The 16,744-nt window shown below is 33.4% G+C and carries 13 protein-coding genes; 10 read left to right on the top strand and 3 right to left on the bottom strand.

What is annotated here, in order from left to right; genetic code table 11:
• The first annotated feature begins 2 nt into the window (after positions 1-2).
• Positions 3-1,076, top strand: coding sequence for a flavin monoamine oxidase family protein (locus BTO05_RS01580; RefSeq protein WP_087490972.1), 1,074 nt, complete (start codon positions 3-5; stop codon positions 1,074-1,076).
• 79 nt (positions 1,077-1,155) lie between these two features.
• On the opposite strand, the gene BTO05_RS01575 is transcribed toward BTO05_RS01580, so the two are convergent.
• Positions 1,156-2,241, bottom strand: coding sequence for a DUF2911 domain-containing protein (locus BTO05_RS01575; protein WP_087490971.1), 1,086 nt, complete (start codon positions 2,239-2,241; stop codon positions 1,156-1,158).
• A 172-nt stretch (positions 2,242-2,413) separates the two neighbouring features.
• Between BTO05_RS01575 and BTO05_RS01570 the strand changes: the two genes are divergently transcribed.
• Positions 2,414-2,995 (top strand): tRNA-(ms[2]io[6]A)-hydroxylase, encoded by a 582-nt coding sequence (locus BTO05_RS01570; RefSeq protein ID WP_087490970.1) that lies wholly within the window; start codon positions 2,414-2,416, stop codon positions 2,993-2,995.
• Between the two features lie 106 nt (positions 2,996-3,101).
• Here the strand turns inward: BTO05_RS01570 and BTO05_RS01565 are convergent, their stop codons facing one another.
• Positions 3,102-4,316 carry a peroxiredoxin family protein gene (locus tag BTO05_RS01565; protein ID WP_087490969.1) on the bottom strand — a complete coding sequence of 405 codons (1,215 nt, stop codon included), beginning with the start codon at positions 4,314-4,316 and terminating at the stop codon, positions 3,102-3,104.
• Between the two features lie 124 nt (positions 4,317-4,440).
• Between BTO05_RS01565 and pheT the strand changes: the two genes are divergently transcribed.
• From pheT to ribB, 8 genes are all read left to right on the top strand, one after another.
• Entirely contained in the window at positions 4,441-6,873 is a 2,433-nt protein-coding gene (gene pheT / locus BTO05_RS01560; RefSeq protein WP_087490968.1) for a phenylalanine--tRNA ligase subunit beta, read from the top strand.
• A gap of 2 nt (positions 6,874-6,875) precedes the next feature.
• A complete protein-coding gene (locus BTO05_RS01555; protein ID WP_087490967.1) occupies positions 6,876-7,727 on the top strand; it encodes a phosphatase PAP2 family protein in 852 nt (283 codons plus the stop codon).
• Between the two features lie 77 nt (positions 7,728-7,804).
• Positions 7,805-8,305: a thiol peroxidase gene (gene tpx, locus BTO05_RS01550; protein WP_087490966.1), complete on the top strand. Its 501-nt coding sequence runs from the start codon at positions 7,805-7,807 to the stop codon at positions 8,303-8,305.
• A 3-nt stretch (positions 8,306-8,308) separates the two neighbouring features.
• Positions 8,309-8,686, top strand: coding sequence for a diacylglycerol kinase family protein (locus BTO05_RS01545; RefSeq protein WP_087490965.1), 378 nt, complete (start codon positions 8,309-8,311; stop codon positions 8,684-8,686).
• A 104-nt stretch (positions 8,687-8,790) separates the two neighbouring features.
• Positions 8,791-11,223, top strand: a complete 2,433-nt coding sequence (locus tag BTO05_RS01540) for an FtsK/SpoIIIE family DNA translocase (RefSeq protein ID WP_087490964.1) — start codon at positions 8,791-8,793, stop codon at positions 11,221-11,223.
• A 12-nt stretch (positions 11,224-11,235) separates the two neighbouring features.
• Entirely contained in the window at positions 11,236-11,871 is a 636-nt protein-coding gene (locus BTO05_RS01535; protein WP_087490963.1) for a LolA family protein, read from the top strand.
• A gap of 2 nt (positions 11,872-11,873) precedes the next feature.
• On the top strand, positions 11,874-13,859 hold the full coding sequence (locus tag BTO05_RS01530) for an LptF/LptG family permease (RefSeq protein WP_087490962.1): 1,986 nt from the start codon (positions 11,874-11,876) through the stop codon (positions 13,857-13,859).
• Positions 13,860-13,889: 30 nt separating this feature from the next.
• Positions 13,890-15,038: a 3,4-dihydroxy-2-butanone-4-phosphate synthase gene (ribB, locus tag BTO05_RS01525; RefSeq protein WP_087490961.1), complete on the top strand. Its 1,149-nt coding sequence runs from the start codon at positions 13,890-13,892 to the stop codon at positions 15,036-15,038.
• Here the strand turns inward: ribB and BTO05_RS01520 are convergent.
• A complete protein-coding gene (locus tag BTO05_RS01520) occupies positions 15,035-16,648 on the bottom strand; it encodes a family 16 glycosylhydrolase (protein ID WP_087490960.1) in 1,614 nt (537 codons plus the stop codon). The genes ribB and BTO05_RS01520 overlap by 4 nt on opposite strands.
• Positions 16,649-16,744 lie beyond the last annotated feature (96 nt).

Below are 16,744 nucleotides of genomic sequence, written 5' to 3'. Positions count from 1 at the left end.
ACATGAACATAAAAAAAACTGAAATCTTAATAATTGGCGGTGGTTTAACTGGCTTAACACTCGCCTATCTTCTGCAACAAAGTAATATTAAATGTATTGTTTCTGAAGCCAATAGCCGCCTTGGAGGAAGAATTAAAACTGCATACAATACCGACCAAGCACCAATAGAACTTGGAGCCACTTGGATTATAGACCAGCAAACCTCAGTCATTAAATTACTTAAAGATTTAAATATCAATCTATTTGAACAGTTTTATGGAGATACAGCCATATATCATCCAAATGGAATGAAAAATGCTCAACTAGTTAAATTACCAAAGAATGATAGTAAAAGTTACCGTGTTGAAAATGGAACGTATTCGATAATTGATGCTTTATTAAAGAAAATAGGTACAGAAAACATAGACTTGAGCCAAAAGATTAATTCCGTAGAATTAACTGAAAATGGTATAGAAGCCATCTCTGATAATACAAAGTATCAATGTAAATATGTTGTTTCGACATTACCACCACTACTCTTTTCAAAAACAATAAACACTAAACCTACGCTTCCTGAAGAAATACGTACGTTATTATCAAAAACACACACTTGGATGCACGATTCTATCAGAATAGGCTTTACATATAAGCAAGCGTTTTGGAAAACCAATAACAGCAGTACCATTTATAGCAGTGTTGGTCCAATTCAAGAATTTTACGACCATTCAAGTGTAGACGGAAATTTATATGCCTTAAGTGGATTTATGAACGGTAGCTATCATGATTCATCGATAGACAAAAGAAAAAACCTTGCTTTACAGCAATTACAAAGCTATTACGGCGATGTAGCCTTGAATTATAATAGTTATGAGGAGTGCATTTGGAAGCATGAAAAACTAACTTCAATTAACTCAGAAAGCTTTTTAATGCCACAAACAAATAACGGTCATCCGCTATACAAAAACTCATTTTTAGACAATAGATTATATATTGCCGGAGCAGAAACAAGTTCAGTTTTTCCAGGAAAAATGGAAGGTGCCATTACAAGTACCAAATATATTTTTAGTCAATTAAAACATACGCTTCAAAGAAAATAGAAAACAAAAAAAAGCCTGGCCACCAACCAATTACCAGGCTTTCCAAAACAAGATTATATCGAGTTTTGATTGAAAATTTTTAAGATTGTAACTCTTTTAAGTTTTTCTCAGAGTTGGCTTTTATTCTATCCGAAGGCTTAAGAGATAATGCTTTTTTAAAATACTTAATCGCATTCTTTTTATCGCCTTTAGCTTTATAAGCCTCACCTAAACTATCGTACCAATTTGCATTTTTAGGGTCGGACTTTACATTTTTACTAAAATATTTAATGGCGCGGTCATAGTCCTTAGATCTAACCATTGCATAACCCATTCGGTTTATTTGATTAGGTGTAGCAATGGTCAAAGCCTCGTCCATAGTGTTACCAAAGCCATCAGAGTCTCCTTTTTTCTGAAGTATCTGAGCTTTAATAGCTAAGCCATTTACAGTTTTTTGACTGAAAAACTGACCTTCTAATGCGTTATTAATCCAACCAAGTGCTTCATCCAAATCACCATTGTTGTTTAGAGCATAACCAGCAGCTTGTTCCCAATTTTGTCTAGTGAACCCTTTTTGACCTTTAAATTGACTTCTTATATCGCTTAACACAACATCGGATACTTCGACTTCAATTTTAAAAGGAAATGCTTTCTTTTCCCATTTTAAAGACGCCGTTGTAGATGTTGGTGTGACAACATCAAAAGCAAAAGACAAAGTTTCTACATGCGGAATGTCCTTAATTGCGATATCTGCATTTAAAACATCGTTAGCAGGTTCATAAAAATAACTTCCCCAAGATTCAGTATCCGAAGACAGAATAATTGTAGCATTCTTATCGTCCTTTACATTGATATGAAAACCGTATGTACCTGCTGATACAGCTTTACCTTCGACTTTTACATCGTGTTCAAAAGTTATGGTTGTATTTTCGTCTGCTCCTGCACGCCAAGGTGCTGCTTTGGATGTACCAAATCCCAAATTATTTAGCCCAAAAGGCACTAGTTTTCCCCAAATCTCTCTAGCTCTAACACTAGGTCTCGAGTAGTCTATGGTAATATCTGTTGTACCTACACGTTGCGTTATGGATGCTTTTTGGCTACCGCTTGGCAAATCGAGTTGAGCCGATACTGTTACCGAAGCGCATAATAAGAGTAAAGTAAAAACAGAAGTAATTGTTTTTTTCATTTTATATTGGTTTAGTTAATTTAGTTATAGCAAATTAGACTGTTTTAAAAAGGTAAGCTGTTAGTACTCTGTTAAAGAAACTATACAATTTGTTAATTAACGTAACCTTAAGAACTGCCAAAAATCTGATTATCTTTGATTTTTGAAACCCAAAATAAAGCTGATATAATCTATGCTGCATTTAAAATTAGAAACTGACCCACGTTGGGTAACCATTGTCGAGTCGAATATTGAAGAAATTCTTGTTGACCATGCTTGGTGCGAACAAAAAGCTGCAACCAATGCCATTACCATAATAACACATAATAGCGAACATGAAGATTTGGTCACCGCACTTTTAGAGTTAGCCAAGGAAGAGATTGAGCATTTTCAGATGGTACATAACATTATCAAAGAACGAGGTTATACACTTGGACCAAAACGAAAAGACCACTATGTCAATCAGCTTTATAAGTTTATGAATCGTGGCGGTAATCGTCTACAAAGTATGGTCGACCGTTTATTGTTCTCTGCAATGATTGAAGCACGTAGTTGTGAACGTTTTAAGTTATTATCGCAACGTATTAGCGACCCTGAACTGTCTAAGTTTTATTATGACTTAATGGTTAGCGAAGCTGGACATTATACCGTATTTATAACCTTTGCAAGAAAATATGGTAAAGGCATTGATGTCGAAAAACGATGGAAAGAACTCGTAGAATTTGAAGGTGAAATTATTAAAAGCTACGGTAAAAGCGAAACCATACATGGCTAATAATCTGTTTATAAAAACTGTAGGAATTACATCATAAGCTATTGATTTCTAAAAATATAAAAACTAACTTCGCTTAACTATCATGATAGTTAAGCGTAATTCAATTTTACTCTGCTAATAATTCAGCAACAAAGGCTTCAAATTCTGCTTTATACTCCGTGTATTTTTCCCCAGTAGCAGGTCCATTAAAACCAGTATCTATTTTACGAACTTTACCAGTTTTATCAATAAAAATTGAGGTTGGATAAGAAATTATATGGTTAAGTGCTGGGAGTTTTTCTTGTAATTTAGACTTGCTTCCTGTACCATATTGCGCCAACAGTATAGGATAAGTCATACCTATACGTTCGCGTAATCGATTGATGTTTTCAAAAGCTGCTTCTGGAGTTTTTTTAAACTCTACAGTAAGTGCCACAACCTCAAAACCTTTATCTTTATTGGCGTTATGGAATTGGGTATAAAACTTACTACTATCCAAACAATTAGGACACCAAGTACCCATAATTTGTACCAAAACTACTTTGTCCTTAAAATGCGCATCACTTAACGATACCATTTGACCTGTTTCATCAGGGAAAGAAAACTCCAAAGATTCATAACCATCATTCAAATAGGTCAATTCGTCAATTTCTGGCAATTCATATTCAGGATTTTTTTGAGCTACAAAAGGTTCTTTCCAATGTAAACCAGAATAAAAACTACCATCAAGTGTAGAGTCTGTAACTTTTGCTTCAAACAAAAACGCATGTGCACCATCGTAAGTAGATAGTTTTAGTGTACTACCATCCATGACACCTTCGAGATATCTGTAATCGCCAGTAGTCGTTCTAAACGTTCCGGTAACGTTTTGTCCATCTTGATTAAAAACACCTTTTGCTATATACTCTTCTCCTTCAAGACCTTTACTAAACACAGTCTCCCAAACACCACTTATATCGTATGCCGCAGCTATGTTAGGATAAAATCGTTTGTCATTATTATATTCAGCTTTAAAAGTAGTAATGCGCTTTCGTGTTTTATTTATGTAGTCGCCTTTAAGGTTGTCTCCATCAAATACACCTGCAAAATAACTTTTAAACACTGGTGGTTTTATAAAAACGGAATCGTTTCTGTATTCAATTTCATCGACTTCAACAACTTCGTCTGCATTGTATATTTTTAATGTTGTTGGTGAGGTAACCTCTATATTAAAAGGCAACTCTTTATTATCCTGTACACCTATTGTAACTCTATAAAATCCATTTTTTAGGGTTTGAGTTTGTTTTTCATTAGCACAAGAAAACAAGATTAAGGCAATGGCAAACGTTAGTAATTTCTTCATAATATATAATCGCTAAAAATGTAACACGAAATAACTACAAAATAGTAACATAAAAAAGGGATATGCATATTTCGTTAAGCGTTAAGTATTATTATCTTTGCTAACTTATATTGATGTAGATTATATGAAAATTTCATACAACTGGTTAAAACAGTTTATAAAAATAGATTGGAACGCTGAAAAAACTGGCGAATTACTCACAGACCTAGGTTTAGAGATTGAAGGTATTGAGACTTACGAGTCTGTAAAAGGTGGCCTAAAAGGTATTGTTATTGGCGAAGTTTTGACTTGCGAACAACATCCAAATGCTGACCGATTAAAAGTAACAACTGTAGATATAGGTGCTGATGCGCCTGTACAAATTGTTTGTGGCGCACCTAATGTAGCTGCTGGACAAAAAGTACCAGTTGCAACTATCGGTACTACTTTATATACCGCAGAAGGTGAAGCTTGGAAAATCAAAAAAGGTAAGATTAGAGGCGAAGAAAGTCACGGAATGATTTGCGCTGAAGACGAACTTGGTCTTGGCGAATCTCATGACGGTATCATGGTATTAGATACTGACCTAAAAGTTGGTACTCTTGCTTCAGAAGTTTTTGAAATCGAAAACGATAGTGTTTTTGAAATTGGACTAACGCCAAACCGTGCAGATGCTATGAGTCATCATGGTGTTGCTCGTGACCTAAAAGCCGGTTTATTACAAAAAGATGTTCAGTTAGAGTTAATTACACCATCCGTAAGTTCATACCATGTCGATGCACGCTCTTTAAAAATAGATGTCGACGTACAAGACAAGGAAAAAGCACCGCGTTATTGTGGTGTTACAATTTCTGGTTTAAAAGTTGAAGATTCTCCGAGTTGGTTACAGCATCGCTTAAAATCTATCGGCTTAGCGCCTATCAATAATATCGTAGACATTACTAACTATGTCCTGCATGAACTTGGACAACCACTTCATGCTTTTGATGCTAATAAAATTGCTGGTAACAAAATTGAAGTCAAAACATGTACTGCAGGTACAAAATTTACAACCTTAGATGAGGTCGAGCGCGATCTTCATGAAGATGATTTAATGATTTGTGATGCCGAAAAACCATTATGTATTGCTGGTGTTTTTGGAGGTATAAATTCTGGAGTTACAGAAAACACAACAAATATCTTTTTAGAAAGTGCCTATTTTAATCCTGTAAGTGTTCGTAAAACTGCAAAACGTCATGCGTTAAATACTGATGCATCTTTTCGTTTTGAACGTGGCATTGATCCAAATAATACAGAATATGCATTAAAACGTGCTGCATTAATGATTGTCGAAATTGCTGGCGGAGAAATCTCTAGCGATATCTCTGATACTTATGTCAATAAAATCAATGATTTTGAAGTACGCTTAAGTTTTGATAACGCTAAAAAATTAATTGGAGAAGAAATTCCTCGTGAAACTATAAAGAGTATTCTGACTTCGTTAGAGATTAAAGTTAATAATGTTACAGAAACAGGATTAGGACTTACGGTACCAGCGTATCGTAATGATGTTCAGCGAGAAGCAGATATTATTGAAGAAATTCTACGTGTTTACGGTTATAATAATGTAGGTACGACTGAAAAATTAAATGCTTCGATTTCTAATTCTTCAAGATTTGAAGACTATAAGCTTCAGAATATTATAGGCAATCAATTAGCGTCTCAAGGATTTTTTGAGATTATGGCCAATTCGCTAACCACTCCAAAATATATGACGTTAAGTGAGCAATTAAATGCTGACCATAATGTCGAGATGCTTAATCCTCTTAGTAGTGATTTGGGTGTTATGCGACAATCTTTATTATTTTCTGGTTTAGAAGCCGTTGCATACAACATAAATAGAAAACGAAGCGATTTAAAATTATTTGAATTTGGTAAAACATACCACCAATATTCAGAGCAACGCGAAGAGTACAAACACTTATCCCTATTTGTAACAGGAAATAAATCAGATGAATATTGGGACCCAAAAGCTCAATTATCTCCGAGTGATTTCTTTTACTTAAAAGGTACTGTCGAAACTATTTTGCAACGTTTAGGATTGAATCGTTTAAAATCTTCTCCTATAAAATCAGACCTATTTAGTGAAGGTATGAGTTTGTCTGTTGGAAAATTAAAAATGGTAGATTTTGGATTGGTTAAAAAATCTGTTCTTAAACATTTTGGAATATCTCAAAATGTTTTATTTGCTGATTTTAATTGGGACAATGTTTTAGAAATGGCAAAACACAATTCAATAAAATTCAAAGCCATCCCAAAATATCCCGAGGTTAGACGTGATTTTGCTTTATTAATTGATAACTCAGTAAGCTTTGAAGATATCTTTACTATCTCTAAGCAAACAGAAAAACAATTACTCAAAAATATTAACCTTTTTGATGTTTATGAAGGTAAAAACTTGCCTGCAGGCAAAAAGAGTTATGCCGTAAGTTTTACGATTCAAGATGAAAACAAAACACTAACTGATAAGCAGATTGATAAAATAATGAGTAAGCTTCAGACTAATTTTGAGACTAAGTTAGGAGCAGAATTAAGATAAACATGAAACTAAAGCTTATTTTAAGCTTCATATTTCTTTTTTTAGGGATATATAAGTCAACATCTCAACAAATAAAAGTGAAATCTGACAGTGCCAGAGCACTAACAGTCTGGCAGATGGTAAAGTATGACGCGAATAACACCGTAAAGAGTGTTGGCCATGCATTTACAAGACCCTTGCATTGGAAAGGTGATGACTTTAAAAAATTTGGAATTCTTGTAGGTAGTACAACTCTACTTAGCCTATCCGACAGGTCTGTTAGAGAGTTTTCTCAAAACCAACCAAATTTCCCAAAAGTTGTAAGAGATTTTGGATGGTATTTTGGAAGTCCACAAAACTACTTCATAGCAAATGCCGGTTTATATGGTTTTGGGCTTTTTACTAAAAATGAAAAAGTACGAAAAACTAGTGTTCTCATAATTTCTGCTTCAATTACTACTGGCTTAATTCAAAGTTTTACAAAAAATGCAGTTGGTAGAGCAAGACCCGGAAGAGATGAAGGACCTTATACTTTTAAACCATTTCAAAATGATGTTGGCTATAGTTCATTTCCGTCTGGTCATACTATTTTATCAATGACTATGGCACATTCAATTGCAAAGCAATTTGAAAATCCATGGATAAAAGTTGGTATTTATTCAATTGGAGCTATACCTCCAATCTCGCGATTAATTGACGACGCGCATTACTTTACAGATATTTTTTTTAGTACAGCTTTGAGTATTATAGTTGTTGATGCCATTGATAAATTTCTCTTTGAGAGCAAAGCTTACGATTATCCTCAAAAAGAAAAAACTATTTCTTGGAATTTACGTTTCTCAACAAACCAAATTGGCTTTGTGGGAACTTTCTAAATCCTAATTATTTATCATTTTATTCACACTTAACGTATCTATATTTTTTACTTTTAACAGAAATAAAAAATAAGATAATGGCAAATATAACATTAGGCGGAAATGCCGCTACAACAGTAGGAAGCTTACCAGAAGTAGGTACAAAAGCTCCTGATTTTAAATTAACAACTACAGAATTATCAGACAAATCTTTAGTGGATTATAGTGGTTCTCGATTGGTATTAAATATTTTTCCGAGTGTAGATACTGGCGTTTGTGCACAATCTATCAGAACATTTAATCAAAAAGCAAGTAGCTTAGAAAACACAAAAGTACTTTGTATTTCTAAAGATTTACCCTTTGCAATGGCGCGTTTTTGTGGTGCAGAAGGTTTAAATAATGTAGAAAGTCTTTCGGATTACAAATCAGGTGAATTTGGTAATACTTACGGTGTTACTTTCAAAGACAGTGCTTTTGAAACCTTACACTCAAGAAGTGTTGTAGTATTAGATACTGATGGTACGATATTACACACTGAACAAGTTTCTGAAACTGGCGAAGAGCCTAACTATGAAGCAGCACTAAATGCTTTAAACTAAAATATGCCAAACCGAAATAAAGAATCATTTGCCATCAATCGTCTTAAAAGTGTAGGTTACGCTTTTAAGGGATTGATGGTGTTGGTGAAAACTGAAAACAGTATAAAACTTCAGCTTATAATAGCTACAATAGTAACTATTGCTGGTATTTATTTTAATATTTCTACTACTGAATGGCTTATACAACTCATCATGATTGCCATGGTCATGAGTGTAGAAGGTGCAAACACAGCTATCGAATATATGGCAGATTTTATTCATCCAGAACATCATCCAAAAATTGGTTTGATTAAAGACATTGGCGCTGGTGCTGTCCTTATTGCATCAATTGCTGCCATTACTGCTGCTGGCATTATTTATATTCCAAAGATTTTTGGGTAACTAATTGTTAATAACACCTTGGTATAAATACCAAAACCATTAGGATAAACGTTACTTATTTGTATTTTTGAAATACGAGCATCAATCATACTTGCAAGGACTAAATGGCAAAAAGAACAACCAAGAAAAAGACGACTACAAAATCTAAAGCTAAGCGCAAGCCTATCTCTTTTAAACTATCAAATCAACAGAAACTTATTGTTGGTAGTTTACTTATTATTTTAGGTGTACTTCTTTTTATTTCATTTGTCTCGTTTTTATTTACAGGTAAAGAAGACCAAAGTCTATTATCAGAATTTCCATCACGACAAGTCGAAGCTAAAAATTGGGCTAGTCAATTTGGTGCAAAGCTTAGTGAGTGGTTTATTACCAAAGGTTTTGGTTTACCATCGTTTATATTTTCAGGGTTATTATTTCTTTCAGGAGTTTATGTGACCTTAAATTTAAAACTATCTAAACTCCGAAAACATTGGATTTGGGGAACGTTAATTGTTATTTGGCTCTCAATCTTCTTTGGTTTTTTCACACATAAGTTTGATATATTAGGTGGAGTCATTGGTTACGAAATGAATCATTTTTTCCAAGACTACATTGGCAAAATTGGTACTGCTCTCCTACTCGCTTTTGGTCTTATTGTATACTTAGCGATTCGTTTTAATCTTACTGGTGATAGTTTTGTGAGCTTTTTTAAAAGTGCTAAAAAAGATATTGAAGCCGATTTTAACGCCACTTCAACTGAAGGTTCTGAAAAAGAGGTCGTCTCTGTAGATAATAGTTTGTCTGAAGAAGCAGAATCTATAAAATCGGCATTCGAAATTCCACTAGACAATCTAGAACCTACGATTTCAAAACATTCAAAGATTGAAAGTAAAACATCTGAAAAGCTTAATGTAGAACCTCCAAAAGAAATGGAAGTTATCATTAAAGAGCCTGAACCAGAAGTAGAAATGCAAGTAGAGATAGCTAAAGAAGAGAAGTCAGAAACTGATAATCTTGCTGATAAACTTGTTGAAGACTTTGGACAATTTGACCCAACTTTAGAGTTGAGCAATTTTCAATTTCCACCTTTAGACTTACTCAAAAAATACGATAACGAAGGCATCTCAATAGATCAAGACGAACTTGAAGAGAATAAAAATCGTATCGTTGAAACTTTAAGTAATTACAAAATAGGTATTACAAGTATTTCGGCAACTATTGGTCCTACAGTTACTCTTTACGAAATTGTTCCAGAAGCTGGTATTCGAATTTCAAAAATAAAAAATCTAGAAGATGATATCGCATTATCACTTGCTGCATTAGGCATTCGTATCATTGCTCCTATTCCAGGTAAAGGTACTATTGGTATAGAGGTACCTAATAAAAAAGCAACAATCGTATCAATGCACTCGGCTATTGCTTCTCAAAAATTTCAAACCTCTAAAATGCAATTACCAATTGCTTTAGGAAAAACCATCAGTAACGAAACACTTGTTGTAGACCTAGCTAAAATGCCTCATTTATTAATGGCAGGTGCAACTGGACAAGGTAAGTCTGTTGGCTTAAATGCTGTTTTGACATCACTATTATACAAAAAACATCCAGCTGAAGTTAAATTTGTTTTAGTAGATCCGAAAAAAGTTGAGCTGACATTATTTAATAAAATTGAACGTCATTATTTAGCAAAACTTCCTGATAGTGAAGATGCTATAATTACAGACAATACCAAGGTTATTAATACACTGAATTCTCTTTGTATAGAAATGGATAACCGTTATGATTTGCTTAAAAATGCATTTTGTAGAAATATAGCAGAGTACAATAAAAAGTTTAAGGCTCGTAAACTTAATCCAAATGATGGGCATCAGTTTTTACCTTACATTGTTTTGGTAGTTGATGAGTTTGCAGATCTTATAATGACAGCTGGTAAAGAAGTAGAAACACCAATAGCTAGACTAGCGCAACTGGCTCGTGCTATCGGTATTCACTTAATAATTGCAACGCAGCGTCCATCTGTAAATGTAATTACAGGTATTATAAAAGCAAATTTCCCAGCTAGAATAGCATTTAGAGTAACATCAAAAATAGACTCACGTACGATTTTAGATGGTGCTGGTGCTGATCAATTGATTGGACGTGGTGATATGCTATATACACAAGGCAATGATTTAATTAGAATTCAATGTGCATTTGTAGATACACCTGAAGTGGAACGTATTACAGAATTTATAGGTTCTCAAAAAGCGTATCCAGATGCATATTTACTGCCGGAATATGTTGGTGAAGAAGGTGGCACAAATCTTGATATAGACATAGCAGACAGAGATAAATTGTTTAGAGATGCTGCTGAAATTATTGTAACGGCACAACAAGGTTCTGCTTCATTACTGCAACGAAAGTTAAAGTTAGGTTATAATCGCGCTGGTAGAATTATTGACCAGTTAGAAGCAGCAGGAATCGTTGGTGGTTTTGAAGGTAGTAAAGCCAGACAGGTTTTGGTTCCAGATTTGGTAGCATTACAACAATTATTAGATAACGAAAGCCAGAACGGCATTTAATAAAAACATAAAATGAAAAAATTAAGTATTCTTTTTGCCCTGATTATTACAAGTAGTGTTTTTGCACAAGACAAAGCAGAAACGCTTTTGAATGACGTAAGTAAAAAAGTAAAAGCTTACGAAAATATTAGTGTAGATTTTAAATATGAGTTAAATAATGTCAGCGAAAATATAACTCAAGAAACTAAGGGCGATGTTACTATTCAAGGTAACAAATATGTTTTAAATGTATTAGGCGTTACTCGTATCTACGATGGCAAAACACTTTACAATATTAGCCCTGAGGACGAAGAAGTTACCATTTCTTCTGAAAATACAGAAGATGAAGGTACAATTACACCTAGTAAAATGCTATCCTTTTACGAAGATGGTTACAATTACAAAATGGATATTGTTCAAAATGTAAAAGGTAGAAAAATTCAGTATGTTAAGCTTACTCCAATAGATAGCAATTCGGATATTAAACATGTGCTTTTAGGGATTGATGCCACAACAAAACACATATATAACTTAATTGAAGTTGGGAAAAATGGAACGAAAACAATTTTAACCGTTAATTCTTTTAAAACCAACCAAGCTATCCCAAAAACTCTATTTACTTTTGATGAAAATAAATATTCAGATTATTACATCAATAAAATAGATTAAACTTGAAAATTTTAGACAGGTACATACTAAAAACCTACCTAAATACATTTGTGAGCATATTTATAATATTTATGTTCATTTTTGTTTTACAAGGTCTATGGCTTTACATCTCTGAACTAGCTGGTAAGGATTTAGATATTGTTACTACGCTAAAGTTTATTTTTTATTACTCACCCAAGCTTATTCCATTAGTTGTTCCGCTTACAGTCTTATTAGCCTCAATAATGGTTTTTGGTAATTTTGCTGAAAACTATGAGTTTGCTGCAATGAAATCCACAGGTATTTCTCTACAACGTGCAATGCGAAGTCTTTCGGTATTTATAGTAGCGTTGGGTTTTGGCTGTTTTTTATTTGCTAATAACGTTATTCCTTGGGGTGAATATAATTTTTATAACCTAAGACGAAATATTGCAAAAGTAAAACCTGCACTTGCTATTGCCGAAGGTCAGTTTAATGAAATTGGCAACATTAATATTAGAGTTGAAAATAAAAGCGGTGAACGTGGACAGTTTTTAGACAAAGTTATTATACACCAAAAGAAATCTTTTAAGCGCGGAAATTATACCACAATTATAGCAGAAAAAGGAGAACTTAAAAGTGCTGAGGATTCTAATATTCTGAAATTAGAGCTTACAAATGGTAATTTTTATGATGAATTAATCACAAGAGATACTAGGGAATTTATTAAGCGAAAACCTCATGCGCAAAGTCAATTTAAAACATACACTATAAACATTGACCTTGGAAACTTAGGTAATGTAGACATGGATGAAAAAAGTAGTGACGACAGATACACAATGCTTAGTGTTGGGGAATTGACTAAAAAAATTGACACCTTATACAACGAAAGAAAAGAAGATTATAAGGAATTATCTACCAGCTTGTACAACAGAAGTACGTATGCGAGCCTAGCAACAAGTATCGAATCAAAAAACGATAGTATTTACGATACTGACATCCTTGACTTATTTAATACAAAAACAAAAGTTCAAATACTTGATTTAGCTTTTCGAACAGCCACGACTACTTCTCAAATACTTCAAACCAATCAAAATACATATAAAGCTAGAACAACAGAACGCAATAAATACATCATTTCATTGCATGAAAAATATGCCCTAGGTTTTGCTTGTATTATTCTCTTTTTTGTTGGTGCACCATTAGGCGCATTAATAAGAAAAGGCGGTATTGGATTACCAATGGTAATTGCTATATTATTATTTTTAAGCTATCATTTTATAGGGATATTTATTAAAAATAATGCCAAAAGTGATGCGATTGACCCTGCACTTGGCACATGGTTATCGACTTTAATAATGTTGCCCTTAAGTATCTATTTAACACACAGAGCTACAAATGATCGAGGATTGATAAATCTCGATTTTATAACAGTTCCTATTAAAAAGTTATTTGCTTTCAAGTCTAAGTCAGAGTTGAATGATATTAAAAATATCCAATCTTACAGTTATTACAATAAACATTCAGTTGAAGAACTAATTATTATTGTTAAAAATCAAAATGAATATGACTTAGATAAAAAGCCAAAACAAATTGCGCTTCAGCATTTATTTGACAGAAAAATTACAATAGATGAACTAGAGGATAATTCGTTAATAGTTCCAAATAAGATTAAAACTGCAAAATCAGAATTAAAAGATTATATAGACTACTCTACAACAAGCCTAGTAACCTTTAGTTTGGGAGCTATATTTTTAGTACTGCACTTTGTATTTAAGAACAATAAACTTCCTGAGTTATCAGAAATTGTAAAAACACTGAGTTTTATTTCATTAGGAATTTTTGGTCTTTATGTTATAGTGTCCTCAATTTATTATTCGAAATTTTATAAGTCTATAGGGCAAATCAAGAAAAGAGTAAACCCAATACTTTTGATATTAAGCCTACCTTTTTATCCTGTAAAGCATTTTATACTAAAGTCTAGAGTCAAAGAAGACTTCCACTTGAGTTGCCTTAAGGAAATAAAATAAGCGTATCTTTGCAGAATTAAAATTTTAATCATGATTACAGAAACTGTGAGCACAAAAGTCGTCCTAAATACCATTGAAGAAGCTATTGAAGATATCCGAAAAGGAAAAGTTATCATTGTTGTAGATGATGAAAATAGAGAAAATGAAGGAGATTTTTTAGCTGCAGCAGAAACTGTAACGCCAGAGATGATTAACTTCATGGCTACTCACGGCCGCGGTCTAATATGCACGCCACTTACAGAGCAAAGATGTAAAGAGTTAGACCTAAACATGATGGTACGCAATAACACCGATCCAATGGAAACTGCCTTTACTGTATCTGTAGATCTTAGAGGTAATGGTGTGACTACAGGTATTTCTGCAAGTGATCGCTCTAAAACAGTAAAAGCTCTAGTTGATAAAAGTACCAAACCTTTTGATTTAGCAAGACCAGGACATATCTTTCCTCTTGTCGCAAAAGAAGGTGGTGTTTTAAGACGCACTGGACATACAGAAGCTGCTATTGATTTTGCTCGATTAGCTGGTTTTGAACCTGCAGGTTGTATTGTAGAAATCATGAACGAAGATGGAACAATGGCTCGTTTACCTCAACTTGCTACTGTCGCAGAAAAATTTGATTTAAAAATTGTTTCGATTGAAGACTTAGTCGCTTACCGCATGGAGCATGACTCTTTAATCGAAAAGAAAGAAGATTTTGATATAGAAACACGCTTTGGCACTTTTAGACTTCGTGCATATGAGCAGACGACTAATAATCAAATACATATTGCACTTACAAAAGGTAGTTGGAACTCAGGTGACGAGGTTTTAACCCGAATCAATTCAACATTGGTAAATAATGATATTTTAGGGACGCTGACTAATAACGCTGACCAGAAGTTAGACGGTATGTTTAATGTAGTTAACCAAGCCAAAAAAGGAGCTATTGTTTTTATTAATCAACAAAACCAGTCTATGAATTTATTGAATAGACTTTCTGTATTAAAAGACAATCAAAAAACAGGAGAAATTACCAAAGCACCAAGTATAGCTATGGACAACAAGGATTTTGGAATTGGTGCGCAGATTTTACATGATTTGAATATCAGTAAAATACAATTGATTTCTAACAGCAAACAAACTAAACGAGTAGGAATGATTGGGTATGGTTTAGAGATTATCGACTACGTAAATTACTAATTTACTACAACTCGTTTTGTTATAGTAGCATTTTCTGATATAATTTTAAGAACATAAATACCTTGGGGTAAATTAGATACATTTATACGCTTTTCTCCAAATTTTTCAATTACCATCTGTCCTAAAGCATTGTAGAGTTTTAAACTATCAATTGATAGTTGGCTATCAACAAAAATAATAGCATTAGATGGATTTGGATAAATCTTGAATTGATTTGTTAAATCATTTTCTTCTACATCAAGAGCAGAACTTTGGTAAACTCTAACATAATCAATAACCATCTCGCTATTTGCGAAATTTGGGTCTATAGGTCCACCAGCGCCTCCCATAGCAATATTTAGAATTATATACTGTTCTTCATCAAAAGGCCATGTAGATGCATTTTTGATTGTTGGATTATATGTATAAAAAGGTATGTCATCAATTAAGAAAACTATTTTGTCTGGGGACCAGTTCATAGAATACAAATGAAAGTTATTAGCGACATCTGGCAATAATTTGGTTTCAGAATTTATAGTTGCCCCAAAGCTTGAAGGTGTATGTAAAGCAACACTAACCTCATTAAGAGAATGTAATCCATGTTCCATAATATCTATTTCACCACAATCAGGCCAGTTAGTATCTCCAAAACCTTGTAAATCCCACCATGCACCATCTTCATTAATATTTTTTCCTAACATCCAAATAGCTGGCCAAGTTCCGTCTCCAAAAGGCAACTTTGCACGAACATCTACTCTACCGTATTTAAATGCAAATTTAGAATTAAGTCGTGCAGATGTGTACTCTTTCGTTTCTCCTTGGTCTGTATATCCTTGGCCATCTGATATTCTTCCTTCGAAAATTGCTGAAATATTCAAATTTCCATTTTCTACGAAAGAATTTTCAATCCTATTTGTATAATGTTGTACTTCGTTATTATACCAACTACCACCAAAAGGAAGCTGTGTTTGATGATGCCAATTTATTGAATTAATTGCTTCTTTAGTCGAATTAGACACTAATCCATCAAACTCGTCGGACCATACTAGATTATCATATATAATATCAATAGTATTTGGATTAACTGGTGGAGTGACATCTCCATTTGTTATATCATCAATAATGTAAGTTCCTGAAACATTTGTTCCTCCATCTATAAAAATAGTAACTCTACTATAGCTGCCAGTTGCATTTATGGGATTACCTGTTGAAGTTTCAATGGCATTAGAAAAATCAAAAATTACAGTTGTCCAGTCTGAAGGTGATGGTACACTAAATTCAGTTATAACCTCAACATCGGTGTTATTACTATCTTCAAGTTTTAGTATGATGTTGTGATTATTAGGGTCGAAGGAATAAAACTCTAACGAAAATAGTTTATTATCACTATCCAATACGATTGGTTGAACTAAATCAATGTAAAAGCCTTGAAAAGGTTGTGAGCCATCATTAAAGAATTGTCCTCCAGGATTGGAAGAAGTTGATGGAGATACTGTGCGAAATGAAAAACCGCTTCCAGCAAATCCTATAAAAGTATCATCAGTTGATGAAAAATCTAAGGGTATTTGTTGAGACGTAATATATAATGTAAAAAAACAAAATAGTCTTGTGAAAAATAGTTTACAGTTCATCTAATTGCAATTTTTATCAAAAGTAAATTGACGTAGCCACTTTAACAATTATTCAACCTATACAAGAACAATACATTTGAAAAATAAAAAACTATT

Source organism: Winogradskyella sp. PC-19 (assembly GCF_002163855.1).
In the GTDB taxonomy this organism is placed as follows: Bacteria; Bacteroidota; Bacteroidia; order Flavobacteriales; family Flavobacteriaceae; genus Winogradskyella.
The sequence above is the reverse complement of the archived record's forward strand: the minus strand, read 5'-3'. Positions and strand labels throughout refer to the sequence as shown.

Excerpts from the sequence above, each read along its gene's own strand:
- BTO05_RS01580 (WP_087490972.1), top strand. The coding sequence starts at position 3 with ATGAACATAAAAAAAACTGAAATCTTAATAATTGGCGGTGGTTTAACT.
- BTO05_RS01575 (WP_087490971.1), bottom strand. The coding sequence starts at position 2,241 with ATGAAAAAAACAATTACTTCTGTTTTTACTTTACTCTTATTATGCGCT.
- BTO05_RS01570 (WP_087490970.1), top strand. The coding sequence starts at position 2,414 with ATGCTGCATTTAAAATTAGAAACTGACCCACGTTGGGTAACCATTGTC.
- BTO05_RS01565 (WP_087490969.1), bottom strand. The coding sequence starts at position 4,316 with ATGAAGAAATTACTAACGTTTGCCATTGCCTTAATCTTGTTTTCTTGT.
- pheT (WP_087490968.1), top strand. The coding sequence starts at position 4,441 with ATGAAAATTTCATACAACTGGTTAAAACAGTTTATAAAAATAGATTGG.
- BTO05_RS01555 (WP_087490967.1), top strand. The coding sequence starts at position 6,876 with ATGAAACTAAAGCTTATTTTAAGCTTCATATTTCTTTTTTTAGGGATA.
- tpx (WP_087490966.1), top strand. The coding sequence starts at position 7,805 with ATGGCAAATATAACATTAGGCGGAAATGCCGCTACAACAGTAGGAAGC.
- BTO05_RS01545 (WP_087490965.1), top strand. The coding sequence starts at position 8,309 with ATGCCAAACCGAAATAAAGAATCATTTGCCATCAATCGTCTTAAAAGT.
- BTO05_RS01540 (WP_087490964.1), top strand. The coding sequence starts at position 8,791 with ATGGCAAAAAGAACAACCAAGAAAAAGACGACTACAAAATCTAAAGCT.
- BTO05_RS01535 (WP_087490963.1), top strand. The coding sequence starts at position 11,236 with ATGAAAAAATTAAGTATTCTTTTTGCCCTGATTATTACAAGTAGTGTT.
- ribB (WP_087490961.1), top strand. The coding sequence starts at position 13,890 with ATGATTACAGAAACTGTGAGCACAAAAGTCGTCCTAAATACCATTGAA.
- BTO05_RS01520 (WP_087490960.1), bottom strand. The coding sequence starts at position 16,648 with ATGAACTGTAAACTATTTTTCACAAGACTATTTTGTTTTTTTACATTA.